The 20004-nt window shown below is 46.5% G+C and carries 22 protein-coding genes and 2 other annotated features; of the genes, 21 read left to right on the top strand and 1 reads right to left on the bottom strand.

Translation table 11 applies throughout. The annotated features are described in order from the left end of the window. Positions 1–13 precede the first annotated feature (13 nt). The 12 genes from mutM to BN1080_RS10350 all read left to right on the top strand — a co-directional run bounded on the left by mutM (position 14) and on the right by BN1080_RS10350 (position 10546). On the top strand, positions 14–883 hold the full coding sequence (gene mutM / locus BN1080_RS10405; RefSeq protein ID WP_052651997.1) for a bifunctional DNA-formamidopyrimidine glycosylase/DNA-(apurinic or apyrimidinic site) lyase: 870 nt from the start codon (positions 14–16) through the stop codon (positions 881–883). A gap of 10 nt (positions 884–893) precedes the next feature. Further along, positions 894–1499: a dephospho-CoA kinase gene (gene coaE / locus BN1080_RS10400; RefSeq protein ID WP_052651996.1), complete on the top strand. Its 606-nt coding sequence runs from the start codon at positions 894–896 to the stop codon at positions 1497–1499. 219 nt (positions 1500–1718) lie between these two features. Continuing rightward, positions 1719–2738: a glyceraldehyde-3-phosphate dehydrogenase gene (locus BN1080_RS10395; protein ID WP_052651995.1), complete on the top strand. Its 1020-nt coding sequence runs from the start codon at positions 1719–1721 to the stop codon at positions 2736–2738. Between the two features lie 317 nt (positions 2739–3055). Then, complete coding sequence (speD, locus tag BN1080_RS10390) at positions 3056–3439, top strand: adenosylmethionine decarboxylase (protein WP_052651994.1); 384 nt, start codon at positions 3056–3058, stop codon at positions 3437–3439. Positions 3440–3553: 114 nt separating this feature from the next. Then, positions 3554–4030, top strand: coding sequence for a transcriptional regulator NrdR (gene nrdR / locus BN1080_RS10385; RefSeq protein WP_052651993.1), 477 nt, complete (start codon positions 3554–3556; stop codon positions 4028–4030). 11 nt (positions 4031–4041) lie between these two features. After that, positions 4042–5403, top strand: a complete 1362-nt coding sequence (locus BN1080_RS10380) for a replication initiation and membrane attachment family protein (protein ID WP_052651992.1) — start codon at positions 4042–4044, stop codon at positions 5401–5403. Next, positions 5404–6339 carry a primosomal protein DnaI gene (dnaI, locus tag BN1080_RS10375; RefSeq protein ID WP_052651991.1) on the top strand — a complete coding sequence of 312 codons (936 nt, stop codon included), beginning with the start codon at positions 5404–5406 and terminating at the stop codon, positions 6337–6339. 58 nt (positions 6340–6397) lie between these two features. Next, positions 6398–6634 (top strand) — a binding site (T-box leader). Between the two features lie 102 nt (positions 6635–6736). After that, positions 6737–8665 (top strand): threonine--tRNA ligase, encoded by a 1929-nt coding sequence (thrS, locus tag BN1080_RS10370; RefSeq protein ID WP_052651990.1) that lies wholly within the window; start codon positions 6737–6739, stop codon positions 8663–8665. A gap of 279 nt (positions 8666–8944) precedes the next feature. Beyond that, entirely contained in the window at positions 8945–9451 is a 507-nt protein-coding gene (gene infC, locus BN1080_RS10365) for a translation initiation factor IF-3 (RefSeq protein WP_040852855.1), read from the top strand. Between the two features lie 28 nt (positions 9452–9479). Then, positions 9480–9680 (top strand): 50S ribosomal protein L35, encoded by a 201-nt coding sequence (rpmI, locus tag BN1080_RS10360; protein WP_033541514.1) that lies wholly within the window; start codon positions 9480–9482, stop codon positions 9678–9680. 176 nt (positions 9681–9856) lie between these two features. Continuing rightward, the gene (gene rplT, locus BN1080_RS10355; protein WP_052651989.1) at positions 9857–10216 is read left to right on the top strand and encodes a 50S ribosomal protein L20; all 360 of its coding nucleotides are present in this window, start codon (positions 9857–9859) and stop codon (positions 10214–10216) included. Between the two features lie 57 nt (positions 10217–10273). Continuing rightward, on the top strand, positions 10274–10546 hold the full coding sequence (locus BN1080_RS10350) for a DUF1294 domain-containing protein (RefSeq protein WP_052651988.1): 273 nt from the start codon (positions 10274–10276) through the stop codon (positions 10544–10546). Position 10547: 1 nt separating this feature from the next. On the opposite strand, the gene BN1080_RS10345 is transcribed toward BN1080_RS10350, so the two are convergent. Then, positions 10548–10928, bottom strand: a complete 381-nt coding sequence (locus tag BN1080_RS10345) for a hypothetical protein (protein WP_052651987.1) — start codon at positions 10926–10928, stop codon at positions 10548–10550. Positions 10929–11017: 89 nt separating this feature from the next. Between BN1080_RS10345 and BN1080_RS10340 the strand changes: the two genes are divergently transcribed. The 9 genes from BN1080_RS10340 to pheT all read left to right on the top strand — a co-directional run bounded on the left by BN1080_RS10340 (position 11018) and on the right by pheT (position 19953). Continuing rightward, positions 11018–11503, top strand: a complete 486-nt coding sequence (locus tag BN1080_RS10340) for a dUTP diphosphatase (RefSeq protein ID WP_052651986.1) — start codon at positions 11018–11020, stop codon at positions 11501–11503. A gap of 70 nt (positions 11504–11573) precedes the next feature. Continuing rightward, positions 11574–12662: a M42 family metallopeptidase gene (locus BN1080_RS10335; protein WP_052651985.1), complete on the top strand. Its 1089-nt coding sequence runs from the start codon at positions 11574–11576 to the stop codon at positions 12660–12662. 272 nt (positions 12663–12934) lie between these two features. Continuing rightward, complete coding sequence (locus tag BN1080_RS10325; protein WP_052651983.1) at positions 12935–13897, top strand: nuclease-related domain-containing protein; 963 nt, start codon at positions 12935–12937, stop codon at positions 13895–13897. A 263-nt stretch (positions 13898–14160) separates the two neighbouring features. Beyond that, complete coding sequence (locus BN1080_RS10320; protein WP_052651982.1) at positions 14161–14376, top strand: helix-turn-helix transcriptional regulator; 216 nt, start codon at positions 14161–14163, stop codon at positions 14374–14376. Beyond that, the gene (locus tag BN1080_RS10315) at positions 14366–14866 is read left to right on the top strand and encodes a hypothetical protein (protein ID WP_052651981.1); all 501 of its coding nucleotides are present in this window, start codon (positions 14366–14368) and stop codon (positions 14864–14866) included. The genes BN1080_RS10320 and BN1080_RS10315 overlap by 11 nt, the downstream gene beginning before the upstream one ends. Next, complete coding sequence (locus BN1080_RS10310; protein WP_052651980.1) at positions 14863–15312, top strand: small multi-drug export protein; 450 nt, start codon at positions 14863–14865, stop codon at positions 15310–15312. The genes BN1080_RS10315 and BN1080_RS10310 overlap by 4 nt, the downstream gene beginning before the upstream one ends. Before the next feature lie 109 nt (positions 15313–15421). After that, entirely contained in the window at positions 15422–16189 is a 768-nt protein-coding gene (locus BN1080_RS10305) for a TrmH family RNA methyltransferase (RefSeq protein WP_052651979.1), read from the top strand. Positions 16190–16232: 43 nt separating this feature from the next. Continuing rightward, positions 16233–16460: a binding site (T-box leader), on the top strand. Between the two features lie 38 nt (positions 16461–16498). Further along, positions 16499–17536: a phenylalanine--tRNA ligase subunit alpha gene (gene pheS, locus BN1080_RS10300; protein WP_052651978.1), complete on the top strand. Its 1038-nt coding sequence runs from the start codon at positions 16499–16501 to the stop codon at positions 17534–17536. Between the two features lie 14 nt (positions 17537–17550). Then, on the top strand, positions 17551–19953 hold the full coding sequence (gene pheT, locus BN1080_RS10295) for a phenylalanine--tRNA ligase subunit beta (RefSeq protein ID WP_052651977.1): 2403 nt from the start codon (positions 17551–17553) through the stop codon (positions 19951–19953). The last annotated feature ends 51 nt before the right edge of the window (positions 19954–20004 follow it).

The raw sequence follows: 20004 nt of genomic DNA, 5'->3' as shown, positions 1-20004 counted from the left end.
AGGAGGCTTTTGAATGCCTGAACTTCCAGAAGTTGAAGGCGTCGTCCGCCAGATCCGGCCTGCTGCCCTCGGCAAGAGAATCGAGGAAGTATTCGTTTCGGATACGATCCGGATTTCAAAAACGAGCGGCAAGGAAGCGATCATCAAACGGATGGAGACAGACTTGTTTATCAGCCGGTTGATGGGCGCACAGATCATCGGCGTAGAACGGCGCAGCAAATACATTTATTTTACATTAAAAAAAGATGGCGAGTTTTTGCTGGTCAATCATCTCGGCATGTCTGGGGCATGGTTTTATGTCGACAGCCTGCTGTCGATCGGGGAAGAGAAGTTCCGCAAGCATGTCCATGTGGTGCTGACTCTGAGCGACGGCAATTTATTGGCATTTTCCGATATCCGCCGTTTTGGCGAAATGCGGGTATTAAAAGAAGAAGCGGACTTTCCGCCGCTGCTTTTGATGGCTCCGGAACCATTCGAAGAAAGGGCCATGGCGCATTTTCTTCAAATGGCCGAAAGCCCAAAATACCAAAATAAACCGATCAAAGAAGTGATCATGGACGGACAGGTCATATCGGGCTGCGGGAATATCTACGCAACCGAAGCGCTGTTCAAAATGAAAATCCATCCGAACCGGGCAGCAAAACGAATCAGCAGAACGCGGAAAATTGAACTGTTCGAGACGATTGTTGCGATTTTGCTGGAAAGCATCGATGCAGGGGGAAGCACGATTTCAGACTACCGCAATGTCAATGGGGAATCTGGCAATATGCAGAACCGTTTTGGCATGTACGGCAAAAAACAATGCATGGAATGCGGCAGCATGACGAAGTCTCTGCAAATTGGCGGAAGAACTTCAGTCTACTGCCCGACCTGCCAAAAGTGAGGACGAGAAAATGATTATAGGACTGACTGGCAGCATTGCGAGCGGAAAAAGCACCGTTTCGAAAATGCTTGAAGAATTAGGATATCCCATTATTGATGCCGATCAAGTAGCGCGGTTAGTGGTCGAGCCGGGGCAAGAAACGTTGGTGAAAATCGCCGCTTTGTTCGGACAAGATGTCATCAAAGAGGACGGCACGATGGACCGTGCCAAAGTCGGCGAATTGATTTTTAACGATCCGGCTAGCCGCAAAAGTTTAAACGACGTCATCCATCCGGCCATCCGGCAGGAAATGCTCCGGCAGCGCAGCGAACTTCTGGAGCAGGGGCATGAAACGATTATTATGGACATCCCATTGCTCTTTGAAAGCCGGCTCCAGCATTTCGTCGATAAAATTTTGGTTGTCAGTGTAACGGAAGAGAATCAGTTGAAACGATTAATGGAGCGAAACGGGCTTAACGAGAAGGAAGCGCGTGCGCGCATCGCTTCTCAATTGCCGATGTCGGTGAAAGAAGAAGGGGCCGACGCAGTCATTTACAACAACGGCACTTTTGATGAAACAAAATGGCAGCTGAACCGCATCTTGGATAACTGGCAGGTTCAATTGGGAAGAGAATAAAACGGGATAATAGGCTTGTCGTCTATCGAAGCAGCCTATTTATAGTTATTGTGAATGCTGAAAATCAATCCAAAAGCATGAAAAGTCGAAGCCGGGTGCCAGTCGCCCGGCTTTTTTTATTGGGTTCGAATTAAAGGTTCCATAAAACAGTAAATGTGTTATACTATATAAGAAATTAAAAATCAACAGTATGACTTATTTAAATGGGGGTCTCATAAAATGACAATTTCTATTGCGATTAACGGATTTGGCCGTATTGGCCGCATGGTTTTCAGACAGGCAATTTTAATGGACGACATTAAAATCAGTGCTGTAAATGCCGGATACCCTGCTGAAACTCTCGCGCATCTTATTAAGTATGACACAAATCACGGCACCTTTATGGGTGACGTCTCTTCCGAGGAAGACGCATTAATCGTTAACGGCAAACGAGTTCAACTCGTTAACGAAAGAGATCCTTTGAATCTCCCGTGGAAAGAAATGGACATCGACATCGTAATCGAAGCAACCGGCAAATTTAATTCGCGAGAAAAAGCGGCGCTTCATTTAGATGCGGGAGCTCGAAAAGTCATATTGACCGCACCAGGAAAAGACGAAGATATCACCATTGTGATGGGGGTCAATGAAGACAAATTCAACGTCGACGAACATAGCATCATTTCCAATGCCAGCTGCACGACCAACTGCCTTGCCCCTGTCGCAAAAGTATTGAACGACGCATTCGGCATTGAAAATGGCCTCATGACGACTGTTCATTCTTTTACAAACGACCAGAAAAACCTGGATAACCCGCATAAGGATTTGAGACGCGCGCGTGCGTGCAGCCAGTCGATTATCCCTACTTCTACCGGTGCTGCGAAAGCGCTGTCATTGGTCTTGCCGGAACTCGAAGGAAAGCTTCATGGAATGGCGCTGCGTGTGCCGACTCCGAACGTCTCGTTAGTGGATCTAGTAGTGGATTTAGAGCGGGATGTGACGGTTGATGAAGTGAACGAAGCCTTTATCAAAGCCTCTGAAGAAGGTTTGGATGGGATTTTGGCGCTCACGATGGAACCATTGGTATCAGTGGATTTCAACACCAATCCGAAGTCGGCAGTAATTGACGGACTTTCTACGATGGTGATCGGCAAACGCAAAGTGAAAGTTCTTGCCTGGTATGATAATGAATGGGGCTATTCTGCACGCGTCATTGATTTGACGAAAAAAGTAGCGGATGCTTTAGTCTTCGCTGAAGCTTAACCCGAAAATGCCGCGTTTCTTTTTCAGGAAACGCGGCATTTCTATGTCTTTGGCGGGTCTCGACGCCACTGAAAAAAACTTGAATTAAATTTATTGCATTTCATACAGATACACCTTATACTAACATTCGTAGTTGAAAATTAACTACCAGCTTCTATGTGTTCATGGAACTTCATGAAGGCGTTCAGGAAGCATGTGTTTTATTCACATGACTGCTTAAAGGGTTAGGACCTCTTTGGACTAACTTTCCCCCGTGGTAGTCAACTTTGAATATTTTGAGCACGAAAACAAAATGATATCAAAGGGGGAAACGAACCATGGAAACAATGGGACGTCACGTAATTGCAGAACTTTGGCAGTGTGATTTTGACAAATTAAACGATATGGATTATATCGAACAAACTTTTGTTGATGCAGCACTGAAATCCGGAGCGGAAATCAGAGAAGTAGCTTTTCATAAATTTGCACCTCAAGGTGTAAGCGGAGTTGTAATCATTTCCGAATCGCATTTGACAATCCACAGTTTTCCGGAGCACGGCTATGCAAGTGTAGATGTTTATACTTGCGGAGATCTTGATCCGACGATTGCAGCGAAGTATATCGCTGAAGCGCTGAACTCGCAAACGAGTGAAGTGACCGAATTGCCGCGCGGCATGGGTCCAATTGGCGCTGGAGAAACAAAAGTTTCAGTAACTGTATAATCCGTTATTTTGAAAAACAGCAAGCAGGGGATAAATTCCTCTGCTTTTTCTATTTTCCTAAAGAAATTTTGTTATACTAGAAAAAACAGATAGAAAGTTTAGGGAGATGTCGAAATGAAATGTCCGGCTTGCCAGCATAATGGTACACGCGTAGTAGATTCGCGGCCAGTTGATGATATGAAGTCCATAAGAAGGCGCAGGGAATGTGAAGCTTGCGGCTATCGTTATACGACGTTCGAAAAAGTGGAAGAGATGCCATTGATTGTGGTGAAGAAAGACGGATCGCGCGAAGAGTTCAGCCGCGAAAAAGTGTTGAGAGGCTTGATCCGTGCTTGTGAAAAACGCCCGGTTTCACTGGAAGTTCTTGAAAGCGTTGTATTCGATATTGAGAAAGACCTTCGGCGACAGGGAAATGCCGAAGTGAAATCAGAAGAAGTCGGTGAATTGGTCATGGACCGTTTAGCTGGCATCGATGAAGTCGCTTATGTTCGATTTGCATCGGTGTACCGCCAGTTTAAAGACATTACCGTATTTATCGATGAATTGAAGGATTTATTGAAAAAGAGTCCGGATGACAAGAAGTCCGAGTAAGGCGGTGGATTATGACAGCCCTGTATAACGAACTTCAGCCTGCAGATTCCTTCCGAATTCTCATGCCGTATCCTTTTTCCAATTATGACCGCCAGTTGTTGACGCTCCTCTACCAGCCGCTGGTCGGTGCAGAAGCCATCGCTTTTTACTTGACGCTGTGGGCGGAAGGGGAAGAAAGCGCGCAAGAAGCAACACATTACGTATTAATGAACACACTTGGCGTATCCATTTCGCGGATTTTTGAATCACGTATTCAAATGGAAGCCATTGGGTTGTTGAAAACGTACCGCAAAGACCAGGAAAACCGTTCGTTTGTCTACGAACTTTGTCCGCCGCTGGATCCGAAAAGTTTTTTTGCCGATCCGCTGCTGTCAATGTTTCTTTTCAGCAAAGTGGGGGAAACGACTTATCGCAAAGTAAGGGACCGATTTGTGGTCCACCGGGAAGTGTTGGAAGGCTATGCGGAAGTGTCACGTACATTTACCGATATCTTTCAGCCGGTCCATGCCAAAGCAGGCTATCCTTCCGGGACGGATGACTTGCAGGAACGCAAAAAAGGTTCGTATGAAACGGAAGCGGAATTTGATTTTTCTTTATTGCGCCAAGGGTTGTCAGAGCAATTGGTGCCGCACAAAGTGCTGACAGCGAGCATCCGCGAGCTCATTGAAAAACTGGCATTCCTCTACAGCTGGGGGCCGCTTGAAATGCAGAAAGTCATTCTGCTCGCCATTGATGAGGACTATAAACTGACGCTTGAAGGTTTGAAGCGGGCAGCCGCTGATTATTACAAATTGACGGTAGCCACCACAGCGCCTCAATTGGTGCAAGTGAAGAAAAAAGAAACGGCCAAAAAAGAAGCGCCGAAAACAAAAGAAGACGAATTGATCGATTATCTGGAGTCGGCTTCTCCGGTCGAAGTGCTGCGGGATATTGCAAATGGCAAGGAGCCTTTGCCGGCAGATGTACAGCTCGCGAATCAGCTGGTTATCCAGCATGGCATGGAGCCCGCAGTCGTGAATGTCCTGCTGCAATATGTCCTGCTGCGGACGGATATGAAACTGACTAAGGCTTATGTAGAAAAATTGGCGTCCCACTGGCTTCGAAAAAATATCAAAACGGCAAAAGAAGCGATGGAGCTTGCGCGCATTGAGCACGAGCAGTATTTGAAATGGAAATCGGAAGGATCTCCGGCAGCAAAAACGAGAAGTTCTTCTTCCAGCCGCAAACCGGTAAGGGAAGAAAAATTGCCGGAATGGTTCTATAAAAAAGATGAGGTTCAGCCTGCAAAAGAGGCGGACAACTCTGAAGACCTCGAAGCGGCAAAACAAAAACTATTAGCGAAATATGCGATGAAGAAAGGTAAGGGTGATTAAATGGAACCGATCCGGGAGACATTGAAACGTGTCGTGAATGCCCCTGCTTTTTCCGAGCGCTACAATGCGATGCGGCAGGAAGTGCTGGAGCATCCGGGCGTTCAGCATTTTTTAGATGAACATTCTTCGGAAATTGATAAAAGCATCGTCGATAAAGGCATGGGCAAGCTGTATGAATACATCGACCAGTCCCATGACTGCAATAAGTGCCCGAACCTTGGAGCCTGCATCAACCATTTAAAAGGGTTTGAACCGAACTTGGTTCTAGAGCGCGGCAATATCGGGATTTCTTATACGCCGTGCCGCTTAAAGAACGAGCACGACAACAAGCGCCGTGCGTCTTCATTGATCCATAGCATGTATATGCCAAAAGAAGTCATGGAAGCGACTTTGTCCGGATTTGAGCTGGATGCGAGCCGCGTAGAAGCGTTCAATGCCGTCGATTCTTTCCTTGATGCCACTAAGGGGCCGGGCGAACTTCCGGAAAAAGGCATCTACCTTTACGGGAAATTCGGCATCGGCAAATCCTATTTGCTGAGTGCAGTGGCAAATGCATTGGCTGAGAAAAACATCAAATCGGTCTTGGTTTTCGTTCCTGAATTCATGCGTGAAATGAAACAGGCGATTGGCGACCAGACCTTGCAGGAAAAAGTGAATTATGTAAAAAAAGCGGATGTCTTGATGCTGGATGATATCGGAGCAGAAGCAATGTCGAGCTGGACGCGGGATGAAGTGCTTGGCACGATCCTTCATTACCGGATGGCTGAAAAGCTGCCGACTTTCATGACGTCGAATTTCAGCTATTCAGAACTTCAGCACCATTTGACGTATTCCCAGCGCGGCGAAAAAGAAGACCTAAAAGCGGCGCGTGTGATGGAGCGCATCCGTGCATTGACAACTCCGGTCAAACTGGACGGACGAAACCGCAGAATTTAATCCATCAAGGTGTTGTCTTTTTAAAGTTTTCGTCGTATAGTAAAAACAATCGATACAAACTAATGCGTTGACAAGGACAAGAGTGGATTTGTACGGCTCATAGAGAGGGAGGCCCTGGCTGAAAGCTTCCCAGTACGGCAAAAACACTTACCACCTTTGAGCAGCAATTGTGAAATTTTCCAGTAGCAATTGACGGTACCGGCCCGTTAGCCGATGCAGAGCTTCATTTTGGACAGGATCCGTCCGTCCAGGATAGAAGAAGGGTGGAACCACGAACTTAAGCTTCGTCCCTTTGGGATGAGGCTTTTTTTTATTGGTTTCATTTGGGGCTGGCATCTTGGAAGCCGCGAAATAAGGCTAGATGCTCGGCCTAGAACATAAAAAAGGAGAGAGCAGAATGTCAGACATGATCCAATTAACATTTCCAGACGGCGCAGTAAAGGAGTTTCCAAAAGGCACAACAACTGAAGAAATTGCCCAATCGATCAGCCCGGGCCTTCGCAAGAAAGCACTCGCTGGTAAAGTAGGCGAACATTTGATTGATTTGAAATCACCGATTTCAGAAGACGGCAGCATTGCGATCATCACACCGGAATCCGATGAGGCGCTGGAAATCCTTCGCCACTCTTCGGCTCATTTATTGGCACAGGCAATCAAACGCCTTTATCCGGATGCAAAACTTGGCGTCGGCCCGGTGATTGAAAACGGCTTCTACTATGATATCGATACAGAAGAGTCGATTTCAGCGGAAGATTTGCCAGCGATCGAAAAAGAAATGAAAAAAATCATCAACGAAAATATTGAAATCGTCCGCCATGACGTATCTCGCGCTGAAGCGCAAGAACGTTTTGCGGCGATCGAAGATCCGTACAAATTGGAGCTTTTAGAAGCGATTCCGGAAGATGAGCAAGTGTCGATCTACGAACAAGGCGAATTTTTCGATCTATGCCGCGGCATCCACGTACCGTCCACAGGCAAATTGAAAGAATTCAAATTGCTGAGCGTTGCGGGTGCATACTGGAGAGGCGACAGCGACAACAAAATGCTGCAGCGCATCTACGGAACTGCTTTCTTCAAAAAAGAAGAGTTGAAAGCGCATCTTGAAATGCTCGAAGAAGCGAAAGAACGCGACCACCGTAAAATCGGGAAAGAATTGAATTTATTCATGAACTCCCAAAAAGTAGGGCAAGGCTTGCCGATGTGGCTGCCAAAAGGCGCAACAATCCGCCGCATCATCGAACGCTATATCGTCGATAAAGAGGAAAGCTTAGGGTATGACCACGTCTATACTCCGGTTATGGGAAGCGTCGACCTTTATAAAACAAGCGGCCACTGGGACCATTACCAGGAAGATATGTTCCCGGTCATGCAGATGGACAACGAGGAATTGGTTCTTCGTCCGATGAACTGCCCGCACCATATGATGATCTTTAAACAAGGCATCCATTCTTACCGCCAATTGCCGATCCGCATCGCGGAACTTGGGTTGATGCACCGCTACGAAATGTCAGGTGCGTTGTCCGGCCTTCAACGCGTTCGCGGCATGACGTTGAACGATGCGCATATTTTTGTGCGCCCTGACCAAATCAAAGACGAATTCAAACGCGTCGTCAACTTGGTCATCGACGTATACAAAGACTTTGATTTGAAAGATTATTCGTTCCGCGTTTCTTACCGTGACCCAGCGGATAAAGAAAAATACTTTGACGATGACGCAATGTGGGAACGTGCACAGTCTATGCTGAAAGAAGCGATGGACGATCTTGGCCTGGATTATGTAGAAGTGGAAGGCGAAGCGGCATTCTACGGTCCGAAACTCGATGTCCAAGTGAAAACTGCGCTCGGCAAAGAAGAAACATTGTCGACTGTCCAACTCGACTTCTTGCTGCCTGAACGCTTCGATTTGAGCTATATCGGAGAAGACGGCAAACAGCACCGCCCAGTCGTTATCCACCGCGGCGTCGTTTCAACTATGGAACGGTTTGTGGCTTTCTTGATCGAAGAATACAAAGGCGCATTCCCGACTTGGCTGGCGCCGGTCCAAGTGGAAGTGATTCCGGTTTCGCTTGATGCCCATAGCGACTACGCGAAAAACATCCAAGAGAAATTGCAATCCCACCGGTTGCGCGTCGATATCGACGAACGCGATGAGAAGCTTGGCTACAAGATCCGCGAAGCGCAAATGCAAAAAGTTCCGTATATGCTGGTGCTTGGCGACCAGGAAGTCGAAAACGGTTCGGTCAACGTCCGCAAATACGGCGAACAAAAATCCGAAAGCATGCCGTTCGATGATTTCTTGAAACTGATCCAAAGCGAACTTCGCTAAAGGGTTGACATGCTAATATGTGCATGGTATTATGAATAAGGTTATAGAATACTTATATGTGCAAGCAGGAGCACCCGCTTCTCACCTGATCGACCAGTTGTTGGCAGGTAGACACGATTTTGACTTTTTCACGCTGCGGCGTGCTGTCATAAATTGCGGGTGGGCCGAACGAGGCCCATCCGCTTTTGTTTTGGATCGGACCTGTAAGCCGACACGGTCGGTTACACATGTTAAGCTATTCGCGACACTATCCGGAGGTGGATTAATATTAGCAAAGACATCAATGTAAATGAAGGTATTCGTGCACGTGAGTTACGGGTTATTGATCAGAACGGTGAGCAACTCGGTATTAAAACACGTAACGAAGCACTTGAAATTGCTGCACGTGTCAACTTGGATCTTGTACTAGTGGCTCCTCAAGCTAAGCCACCGGTCGCACGCATTATGGACCATGGTAAGTTCAAGTTCGAACAACAAAAGAAAGACCGCGAAATCCGTAAAAATCAGAAAGTCATCGTTGTAAAAGAAGTGCGTTTAAGCCCTTCAATCGACGACCATGATTTTAACACGAAACTTCGCAATGCGATTAAGTTCCTTGAAAAAGGGGACAAAGTCAAAGCTTCAATCCGCTTTAAAGGCCGTGCGATTACGCACAAAGAAATCGGACAGCGCGTCCTTGAACGCTTCGCAGAAGCATGCAAGGAAGTTGCAACGGTTGAACAGCGCCCTAAAATGGATGGCCGCAGCATGTTCTTGATGCTAGCGCCAGTTAACGAAAAAGAATAACAGATCAATTGTTTAGGAGGAACTCGAAATGCCGAAAATGAAAAGCCACCGCGGTGCGATGAAACGTTTCAAGAAAACTGGAACTGGTAAAGTAAAACGCAACCGTTCACACACAAGCCACTTATTTGCAAACAAATCGACTAAGCAAAAACGTCACCTACGTAAAGGGAAACTTGTTTCTGCAGGCGACTTGAAACGCATCAAATCTCTTATCTATAACATGAAGTAAGAAAAGCGGAAACGGCCGTTCAGATTCGAAAGGCATAAGATGAATCGGCGAAGCGGCGTTCTTTGCCGCACAGCCGAGTCGGCTTATGTCCGAGAATCTGGCCGTTGGAGTCTGGACAAGACAAACACACGAACAAAAAATCGAATTTTATATATTCAAGCAGGAGGTAATGTGATATGCCACGCGTAAAAGGTGGAACAGTGACGCGCCAGCGTCGGAAAAAGGTCATTAAATTAGCAAAAGGTTATTATGGTGCAAAGCACATCCTTTTCAAAGTAGCAAACCAGCAGGTAATGAAGTCAGGTAACTATGCTTACCGTGACCGCCGCAACAAAAAACGTGATTTCCGTAAACTATGGATCACGCGCATCAACGCAGCAGCTCGTATGAACGATATTTCATACAGCCGTCTAATGCACGGTCTTAAAGTTGCTGGAATCGACATCAACCGCAAAATGCTAGCTGAAATCGCTGTATCTGATGCAGCAGCTTTCACAGCACTTGTAGATGCTGCAAAAAAAGCAGTAGCGAAATAATTTCAAAAACAAAAGACTGACGAATTTCGTCAGTCTTTTTTTCATGGAGGGATTCAGTTGTTTTTAATCATTGCCGGATACTTTACCGTGCTTTCGCTGCTGGCGCTTATTATGATGAAAGTGGATAAAACCCAAGCGCAGCGCCGGAGCCAGCGAATACCAGAGAAAAACCTATGGTCTGTTGCGATTCTAGGAGGCGGCATCGGCGCCTATATGGGCATGATGTGGTTCCGCCATAAGACCCGGCACACCAATTTCCGTATAGGCTTCCTAATGCTTGCAGTCATTGATGCAGCCGCTTTGGTTTGGAGCTACTTGAATTTTGTTTGATTTACTGTTTCATTAACTGTTCGATCGGATTTTTCCAATTGATTTTGGCAGCGGGGTAATTCATCTGGATTTCTTTTTCAAGGAAATAGAAATCTTCTTTTGTGAAGCCCTGCAGCTTATCCGGATTTTCCGCCCATACGAAAATGGAAACGACTTCAAAAGCATCTTCGGTCGTTCCTAAATATTTTTCGCCTTCAAATACAGCGCCTCTCAGCGTAATGAAAAAATTCTTGCGGACGTTTTTAACATCATCATAAAAGTAATAAGAGTTCGCTTCAATAGCTGCGTCCAATTTCCGTTTTGGATCTACTACATAGCGGATTAACCGGTAAAATAAATAAATGATAAGTGCGATGACAACGAGGCGTATGAAAAAAGCCATGAGAAATCCCCCATCTCTATAGGTTCTACTGTATAATACGGACGAAAAGTACTTTGGTTTCAAGATTTTATTGAAAAAGGAGGATTTTTATGAACTTGCATCAATTATTCGAAATGCAGGAAGAATTGGACCGTTACATCCAGACAAATCGTGGCATCGAAGAAGACGTTTTCCAAAAAAAAGGCTTGGCACTGCTAATCGAACTGGCGGAGCTTGCAAATGAAACCCGTTGTTTTAAATTTTGGAGCACAAAAGGACCATCCGATCGTGAAGTTCTGCTTGAAGAATACGTCGATTCCATTCATTTCTTGCTGTCGCTGGGGATTGAAAAAAACTTGAGCACATTGGAGACATGGCCGGATGCGGTCAAGCATGCCGATTTAACGGAACTTTTCATCGGAACGCAGGAAAAGATTTTGAAATTCATGGACAACCATTCCATGTTCACGTATCAGGAAATTTGGAGCTGGTACGGCGGGATTGCTTCGGCTCTCGGCTTTAGCTACGAAGACGTGCTGGAAGCGTATTTTGCGAAGAACCAAGAGAATTATCGCCGCCAAAAAGAAGGGTATTAAACGAATTTTTTGATAAAAGAAAGCGCATCGATTATAATAAAAAAGTAAAAATATTTAGGAGGTCGAAATAATGGCTAAAATGGATGAAACCGTATTGATGCTGAAAGAACTGACAGACGCTAACGGGGTGCCGGGCAACGAACGCCAATCCCGCGAAGTGATGAAAAAATACATAGAACCTTATGCAGATTCAATTGAAACAGATGGTCTTGGCAGCTTGATCGCGAAAAAAGAAGGATTGGCAGACGGACCGAAAATCATGGTTGCCGGACATTTGGATGAAGTCGGCTTCATGATTTCTCAAATTGACGATAAAGGCTTTTTGAAATTCCAACCGCTTGGCGGCTGGTGGAGCCAAGTAATGCTGGCGCAGCGTGTAACGATCACAACGCGCAGCGGAAAAGAAGTAACCGGCGTCATCGGTTCGAAGCCGCCGCATATTTTACCGCCGGAAGCCCGCAAAAAACCGGTCGAAATCAAAGACATGTTCATTGATATCGGTGCGTCTTCCCGCGAGGAAGTAAAAGAGTGGGGCGTAGCTCCTGGAGATATGGTGACTCCGTATTTCGAATTTACGGTGATGAACAATGAAAAAATGCTGTTGGCGAAAGCTTGGGACAACCGCATCGGCTGCGCCATCGCGATCGATGTCCTAAAAGGATTGAAAGGCCAAGACCACCCGAACGTCGTTTACGGTGTCGGCACGGTCCAGGAAGAAGTAGGCCTTCGCGGAGCAAAAACAGCAACAGCTAAGATCCAGCCGGATATCGGTTTTGCTGTTGATGTGGGCATTGCTGGCGACACACCGGGAATCACCCAGCAGGAATCCACAAGCAAAATGGGCGCTGGCCCTCAAATTCTTCTATTCGACGCGTCGATGGTTTCGCACCGCGGCTTGCGTGAATTGGTAGTCGATACGGCCGAAGAAGCCGGCATCCCTTACCAATTCGAAACGATTGCCGGCGGCGGAACCGATGCAGGCTCGATCCATTTGACAGCAAACGGCGTACCGGCACTGTCGATCGGGGTAGCAACGCGCTACATCCACTCGCACGCAGGCATCCTGCACCGCGACGACTACGAAAACGCTGTGAAACTGATTGTCGAAGTCATCAAAAAATTAGACAAAGACACAGTGGCGCGCATTACATTTGAATAAAGGATTTCCCCTTCCACGTTTTGTGGGAGGGGATTTTTTGTGGGTTGCGCAAACAAAGTGGTTTATTCCGCAAGTAAACTTGGTTATTGCGCAAATAAGCTTCCTTATTTCGCAAACAACGCAAGGTATTCTGCAAACAAACTTCAGAATTCCGCAAATAAAATTGAGGTTGCCGCATGAGGATCACTTTCTTCTTAAATATGTAGAAAATTTTTATATCTGAAATAGGGAATTCGGTGATATACTTCAGTTATTCTTTCAGGAGGTGTTCAATGAGTAAAAAAAGGATCTCTTTATTGTCCGAAACTGAGTCGTTGGAAAGGCTGATGTACCGGCTGCCTGAAAATCATCCGAAGCTTCCGTTTCTGAAAGTCGAGCATTACAGGACGGCTGCCGGAAAGCGGGGAGAAGAAAGGCTGCAAAGGAAGTTCAGTGAATTTGTATCGGAAGACAGTCACCGCTTTCTCCGAAATGTTTGTCTGTCGCTAGGAGATTGGAAAATCCAAATGGACGGATTATTGCTGACCGAAAGAGGAGCAGTCATCATTGAGTCTAAAAACATCAGCGGCCAAATCCATTTTGATGAACTGACAGATGAATTTTCGAGGACCGATATGGAAGGCGTTCGGACTGTAATGGAAGATCCGGCCATCCAATTGAATAAACACATTCGTTTTCTGGCAATGTTTTTTAAGCGGCATAAAATAAATTTGCCGGTTAAAGGCGTCGTTGTTTTTACATCGAAGCATTGTGAATTTATTGCGAAACCTAAAAATATTTACGTGTGCAAGACCTATCAACTGATTGAGTATCTTTTCGCCATCCTTCAGACTTTCCCCCAAAAAGTCACTCATCTAAATTTATCGAAAGTAGATAAACTTCTCCAAAAGCACCAAAATCCTTATAAGCGACTTCCTTTATGCCAATTATATGTTATTGATCCGGAAGAATTGGAATCCGGAATTCTGTGCACTCATTGCAAGAAGCACAGTATGTTGCACAAGCATAAAATCGGTTGGGTCTGTGCAATCTACAATGGTGCGGATCCATGCGCTTTTCAACAAACTGTCCAAGAATATTTTTCGTTAATTGACCAACAGATCAGCAATAAACAGCTACGGAAATTTTCCAAGCTCGAATCAAAGTATGCTGCATCTCGTTTATTGGCAACCTTTGATCTTGAACCAGCAGGCGCATTCAGGAACCGGACCTATCAACTAAAGAAAAACGACTAGCTTTTCACTCTTGGTGAAAAGCTTTTTTTGGTTGCTGCAAATAAAGTCCCTTGATGCGCAAATAAACGTGTAAATTCCGCAAATAAAACGTCCGATTCTGCAAACAAACTTCCTCTTTCCGCAAATAACACTTGGTATTCTGCAAATAAACCCCAAAACCTGAAAAATAAAAAAATCTAATGTTAACTCTACTTGACTAAATGTTAAGTATACTGTACATTATGTTATATAAACCGAACATCTACAAAGGGAGGATGAAGTAGATGCTGAAAAACCGCGTAAAGGAATTGCGGGCGCGCTATGGATTTACACAAAGTGATCTCGGCAAGCGGGTGGATGTGACGCGGCAGACGATCGCATTTATTGAGAAAGGGGAATTTTCTCCTTCAATTACGCTCGCTTTGAAACTTGCTCATTCATTGGAAACGACAGTGGACGATTTATTTTGGCTCGAAGGGGAGGACTACGATGAAAAATGATTTTCGATTGAATTACCCGCTTTGGATGATGGCTTTTATTTTATTGCTAGGGGTGTTGGCGTTTGGGTTGAATTCGCCGATTACGGAGTTCGTCAATACAGAGAAAGAAACGAGCTTTACCATCAAACTGGAGGCGTTGGAAGGCTTTATCGTGTTTTTTTCAATCATTATATATTTTGCAATGCTGGTGATCTTCATGGTGCGGCTTAAAAAGCACAATAAGGAAAATCCGACGCAAAAGATTTCGCCGCTGGCTATCCGCCCGCCTGAGTATTTGGAGCAGGACGAAGGCATGACATATATTACGCGAAAAGCGGTTCAGAAAGTTTATAGCTTCATTACGCTTGCGCTTCCGCTTCTCGCGACACTTGTAATCTTCCTGCCGGTGCCGAAGCTGCTCATCATTTACGGAATTCTCGCAATCGCATTTGGCCAATATTTGATTTACTACCTCGAAGTTCGAAAACACTTTAAGGAGGAAACAGAATGATCTATGAATACTTTCTCGTTTTCCTTGGCGCCGCCATTCCGTGGCTTGAAATCGCATTGGTGATTCCGCTCGGCATTGTCTGGGGCCTGTCTCCTTTTTGGGTAATGGTCATGGCCTTTGTCGGCAATATGCTGACGGTGCTCGCCTTGATCATCGGCTTTGATAAATTCAAGGATTGGTATTTAAAGCGGCAAGAAGCGAAAGGAAAGACGGATTCGAAGAAAAGTGAGCGCGCAAAGAATATATGGAATAAATATGGATTGCCTGGGCTCGCATTGCTTGGCCCGATTCTGATCGGCACGCATATTGCGGCATTTATCGGAATGACGCTCGGTGCCACCAAACGCAATACGACGATTTGGCTCGCCGTCAGCATCGGTTTATGGACACTTGTTTTTGGGCTCGCAACCGCACTCGGCTTTGACTTTTTCACGAGAGAGCTTTAGCTGGACGCTTCGCCCGCCCACCTTATGCCTGTCGAATCGAAACGGCTGCCTCTGCTTTTCCTTAATATGCTATACTTGAGCTATTCTGAAATAAAGGCGTGAACTGAACATGAAAAGAATTGAATCGACACAAAACTCGCTGGTGAAGCATTGGAAAAAACTTGTCACCACTCGCAAAGAGCGGGATAAATTCACCGAATTCCTGGTGGAAGGCTTTCATTTGACGGAAGAGGCACTGAAGAAAAAAGATGCCATCAAGTCATTGATTGTCCGGGAAGGCGTGGAAATTCCGAGGGATTGGAATGTGGACGATGTGCCGATGTATTCCGTGACTGCAGCTGTTGCGAAAGAGATTTCCGAAACGGAGCACTCGCAAGGAATTTTCGCTCACTGTGCGCAGCTGGAATTCACAGAAGCGGATCAGCAGCAATGGACAAAACTTTTGCTGATTGATGCAGTCCAAGATCCGGGCAATATTGGCACGATGATCCGCACCGCATCTGCAAGCGGCATCGATGCGGTGGTTTTAGGAAAAGGATGCGCGGATCCGTTCAATCCGAAAACGGTGCGTTCGGCGCAAGGGTCGCATTTCCAGATCCCCGTTGTCCGTGGCGAGTTGGAAGAATGGACTGGGCAATTGAAAGAACGCGGCATCGCATTATTCGGCACGGCCTTGATTAATTCAACACCAGTTCATGAAGTGGAGAGCCAGGAAGCGTTCGCTTTGATCGTCGGCAATGAAGGAAGCGGTGTGGATCCGGTTCTTTTGCAGAAAACGGACCGCAATTTGATGGTGCCGCTCTACGGTGAAGCGGAATCGCTGAACGTGGCTGTAGCGACTGGAATTTTGCTGTATAGTTTAGTTCCGAAAAACTAATTTGATTAAATGAACGCAATTTCGTATAATTGAATAGTAAATAAGAAAAGCTGTGACCGGGAAAAGTACGTTGTGCCGTTGCATCAAGAGAGTCTGCGCCTTGGCTGGAAGTGCGGATATGCGAGAAACTTCAGAAGTTCACCCCGCGAGCTGCCTGTCGGGACCAGCAAGCTGCTGTAAAGATGGGCCGGTGAAGAGCCGTTACGTAAACGAGTGATTGCGCCTGGCGCAATAACTAGGGTGGTACCGCGAATAATGCCTCGTCCCTTTTTGGGGACGGGGCTTTTTTATGTTTAAGGAGGAGAAAAGATGGAAGCACAATTGCAGGCATTGAAAACAGAAGCGCTTGAAAAAATTGCAGCAGCAGCGAATGTGAAAGAATTGAATGACGTCCGTGTCGCTTATTTAGGGAAAAAGGGGCCGATTACCGATCTTTTGAAAAGCATGGGGAAATTGCCGGCTGAAGAGCGTCCGAAAATGGGCGCGCTTGTAAACGTTGTCCGTGAAGAAGTCACGACAACATTAGAAGAACGCATGGTCATTTTGGAAGAAGAAGCGATCAACATGAAATTGCAAAGCGAGACCATTGATATCACCTTGCCAGGACGCCCTGTCCGCACCGGAAATCCGCATCCGTTAACGCGTGTTATTGAAGAAATCGAGGATTTATTTATCTCGATGGGCTATGAAATTGCGGAAGGCCCGGAAGTTGAAAAAGATTATTACAATTTTGAAGCGCTGAATTTGCCGAAAGGCCATCCGGCGCGTGATATGCAGGATTCTTTCTATATTACCGAAGATATTTTGCTTCGTACGCATACGTCGCCTGTCCAAGCGCGTACGATGGAAGCGAAAGGCGGCGAGCCGATCAAAATCATCTGCCCGGGGAAAGTCTATCGCCGCGACAATGACGATGCAACGCATTCCCACCAATTCACACAGATCGAAGGTTTGGTCATCGGCGAAGATATCCGTATGAGTGATTTAAAAGGAACGTTGTCTGTATTTGCGAAGAAAATGTTCGGCGATGATCGTGAAATCCGTCTTCGTCCAAGCTTCTTCCCGTTCACTGAGCCTTCCGTTGAAATGGATATTTCTTGCTTCAAATGCGGCGGGACTGGCTGCAACGTCTGCAAGAAAACCGGTTGGATTGAAATTCTGGGAGCTGGAATGGTGCACCCGAACGTACTTGAAATGGCCGGCTATGATTCAAAACGCCTGACAGGATTTGCTTTCGGCATGGGGCCGGAGCGTATCGCAATGCTGAAATACGGCGTAGAAGACATCCGCCATTTCTATACCAATGATGTCCGCTTTTTATCCCAATTCCAGCGCACTGAAGTTTAAGGAGGAAATCAAACATGCTCGTATCCATTAAATGGTTGAAAGAATATGTCAATACACAAGAGTTAGATCCCGCTGAACTGGGTGAGAAAATCACTCGTTCAGGAATCGAAGTGGACGCAGTCATCGACCGTTCACACGGCATGACGAACGTTGTCGTCGGCTACGTAGAATCGTGCGAAAAGCATCCGGAAGCGGACAAATTATCGATTTGCCAAGTGAACGTCGGAGAAGACGGCATCCAACAAATCATCTGCGGCGCCCCGAATATCGCAGCAGGCCAAAAAGTGATCGTTGCCCGTCCAGGCGCTGAATTGCCAGGCGGCATCAAAATCAAAAAAGCGAAGCTCCGCGGAGAAGTTTCGAACGGAATGATCTGCTCGCTTCAGGAACTTGGAATCGAAGGGAAATTGGTGCCGAAAGCTTATGCAGAAGGCATATACGTGCTTCCGGAAAACGCAGAAATCGGTTCTGACGTGGTGACGAACTTCGATCTTGACGATACGGTACTTGAACTGGGCTTAACGCCAAACCGTGCAGATGCCATGAGCATGCTGGGCGTGGCATATGAAGTCGGCGCTATTTTATCGGAAGAAGTGAAGCTGCCGGAAGCCACATATACAGAAGCGGCAGAAACGGCTGAGTCGATGCTGACATTGAACATTGACGCACCGGAAGCAAATCCGTTGTATGTCGCAAAAGTCATCCGCAACATCGAAGTGAAAGAATCGCCGATGTGGCTGCAGCAGCGTCTCATGGCAGCAGGCGTCCGTCCGCACAATAACGTCGTCGACGTGACGAACTTCGTCTTGATGGAATATGGCCAGCCGCTGCATGCGTTTGACTACGATTCTTTGAAAACCGGGAATATTACGGTCCGCCATGCGAAGCAGGATGAAATGATCACGACTTTGGATGATGCAGAACGCAAATTGTCGCCTCATCATTTAGTGATCACAAACGGCAAAGAACCGGTAGCACTTGCAGGCGTAATGGGCGGCGCAAATTCAGAAGTGAGCGATTCGACAACGACGATTGTCATCGAATCGGCCTATTTCGCATCGGGATCAATTCGCCAAACTTCGAAAGACCACGGCTTGCGAAGCGATGCCAGTTCCCGCTACGAAAAAGGCGTCGATCCGAACCGGGTCATTCCAGCAGCTGAACGTGCCGCAAGCCTCATCGCTGAACTTGCAGGCGGAGAAGTGCTGGCTGGATCGGTCATTTTCGACGAATTAGAGCGCGAAGAGAAAATCGTGAAAGTAAGACCGGATTTTATTAACACCCGCCTTGGAATGAAAATTCCATTTGAAGATATGCTGGAAATCCTGGAGCGCTTGAAGTTCAAAACGGAAGCGGCGAACAACCAATTGATCATTTCGGTGCCGACCCGCAGACAGGATATCCAAATTGAAGAAGACGTTGTGGAAGAAATCGCGCGCCTATACGGCTACGATGAAATTCCAGCCACCTTGCCGGAAACGGAAGCGCGTCCAGGCGGTTTGACGCCGTATCAAGCGAAACGCCGGATTGTGCGCCATTTCTTGGAAGGCGCAGGCCTGCTGCAAGCAACGACGTATTCATTGACTTCTGAGAAGTCTGCGAAGCAATTTGCGTTGGCGGAGACGGACACAACGCGACTCCTGATGCCGATGAGCGAAGAACGCAGCATTCTGCGCCAAAGCTTGCTTCCGCACCTTCTTGATTCGGTTACTTACAATACGGCTCGCCGCATCGATTCAGTTGCCCTATATGAAACCGGCGCTGTATTCTTGAAAACCGATGAAGAACTATTGAATGAAGAAGAGCATCTTGCGATCGCAATGACGGGCTTATGGCTCGACAATAGCTGGCAAGGCGAGAAGAAACCGGTTGATTTCTTTGTATTGAAAGGCATCGTCGAAGGGCTTGCTGAAAAGCTTGGCGTTGAATTGACATTTGAACGCGGGCAGATGGACGACCTCCATCCAGGGAGAACGGCTTTCATCATTCTTGATGGCCAGCGGATCGGCGTTATTGGCCAATTGCATCCGACCGAACAAAAAGAACGTGATTTGAAAACGACCGTGGTGCTGGAACTGAACTTGGCAGCGCTGCTAGAGCTGGCTGCGGATCCATTGCTTTACACGCCAGTTTCGCGCTATCCATCGATCACACGTGATATCGCCCTCGTCCTATCAAAAATTGTGGAAGCAGGCACGATTGAGAAAGTCATTCGAACAGCTGGAGGCAAATTGCTGAAAGACGTCCGCGTATTTGACCTATACGAAGGCGATAAGATGGAAGCAGGCAAGAAATCAGTAGCGTTTACATTGACGTACTTTGATCCAGAAAAAACATTGACAGATGAAGAAGTTGTAGCGGTACATGATAAAGTATTGAAGGCTTTGACAGAAGTCGGAGCGGAACTTCGGAGTTAACAAACAAGGAATAAAGTATAAGAAAAAAGCAGAATTCACGAATTCTGCTTT

Origin of the sequence: Planococcus massiliensis (genome assembly GCF_000821325.1) — a bacterium.
GTDB classification, from domain to species: domain Bacteria; phylum Bacillota; class Bacilli; order Bacillales_A; family Planococcaceae; genus Planococcus; species Planococcus ruber.
Note: the sequence above shows the minus strand (reverse complement) of the source record. Positions and strands in the feature narration are given on the sequence as shown.

Excerpts from the sequence above, each read along its gene's own strand:
- mutM (WP_052651997.1), top strand. The coding sequence starts at position 14 with ATGCCTGAACTTCCAGAAGTTGAAGGCGTCGTCCGCCAGATCCGGCCT.
- coaE (WP_052651996.1), top strand. The coding sequence starts at position 894 with ATGATTATAGGACTGACTGGCAGCATTGCGAGCGGAAAAAGCACCGTT.
- BN1080_RS10395 (WP_052651995.1), top strand. The coding sequence starts at position 1,719 with ATGACAATTTCTATTGCGATTAACGGATTTGGCCGTATTGGCCGCATG.
- speD (WP_052651994.1), top strand. The coding sequence starts at position 3,056 with ATGGAAACAATGGGACGTCACGTAATTGCAGAACTTTGGCAGTGTGAT.
- nrdR (WP_052651993.1), top strand. The coding sequence starts at position 3,554 with ATGAAATGTCCGGCTTGCCAGCATAATGGTACACGCGTAGTAGATTCG.
- BN1080_RS10380 (WP_052651992.1), top strand. The coding sequence starts at position 4,042 with ATGACAGCCCTGTATAACGAACTTCAGCCTGCAGATTCCTTCCGAATT.
- dnaI (WP_052651991.1), top strand. The coding sequence starts at position 5,404 with ATGGAACCGATCCGGGAGACATTGAAACGTGTCGTGAATGCCCCTGCT.
- thrS (WP_052651990.1), top strand. The coding sequence starts at position 6,737 with ATGTCAGACATGATCCAATTAACATTTCCAGACGGCGCAGTAAAGGAG.
- rpmI (WP_033541514.1), top strand. The coding sequence starts at position 9,480 with ATGCCGAAAATGAAAAGCCACCGCGGTGCGATGAAACGTTTCAAGAAA.
- rplT (WP_052651989.1), top strand. The coding sequence starts at position 9,857 with ATGCCACGCGTAAAAGGTGGAACAGTGACGCGCCAGCGTCGGAAAAAG.
- BN1080_RS10345 (WP_052651987.1), bottom strand. The coding sequence starts at position 10,928 with ATGGCTTTTTTCATACGCCTCGTTGTCATCGCACTTATCATTTATTTA.
- BN1080_RS10340 (WP_052651986.1), top strand. The coding sequence starts at position 11,018 with ATGAACTTGCATCAATTATTCGAAATGCAGGAAGAATTGGACCGTTAC.
- BN1080_RS10335 (WP_052651985.1), top strand. The coding sequence starts at position 11,574 with ATGGCTAAAATGGATGAAACCGTATTGATGCTGAAAGAACTGACAGAC.
- BN1080_RS10325 (WP_052651983.1), top strand. The coding sequence starts at position 12,935 with ATGAGTAAAAAAAGGATCTCTTTATTGTCCGAAACTGAGTCGTTGGAA.
- BN1080_RS10320 (WP_052651982.1), top strand. The coding sequence starts at position 14,161 with ATGCTGAAAAACCGCGTAAAGGAATTGCGGGCGCGCTATGGATTTACA.
- BN1080_RS10315 (WP_052651981.1), top strand. The coding sequence starts at position 14,366 with ATGAAAAATGATTTTCGATTGAATTACCCGCTTTGGATGATGGCTTTT.
- BN1080_RS10310 (WP_052651980.1), top strand. The coding sequence starts at position 14,863 with ATGATCTATGAATACTTTCTCGTTTTCCTTGGCGCCGCCATTCCGTGG.
- BN1080_RS10305 (WP_052651979.1), top strand. The coding sequence starts at position 15,422 with ATGAAAAGAATTGAATCGACACAAAACTCGCTGGTGAAGCATTGGAAA.
- pheS (WP_052651978.1), top strand. The coding sequence starts at position 16,499 with ATGGAAGCACAATTGCAGGCATTGAAAACAGAAGCGCTTGAAAAAATT.
- pheT (WP_052651977.1), top strand. The coding sequence starts at position 17,551 with ATGCTCGTATCCATTAAATGGTTGAAAGAATATGTCAATACACAAGAG.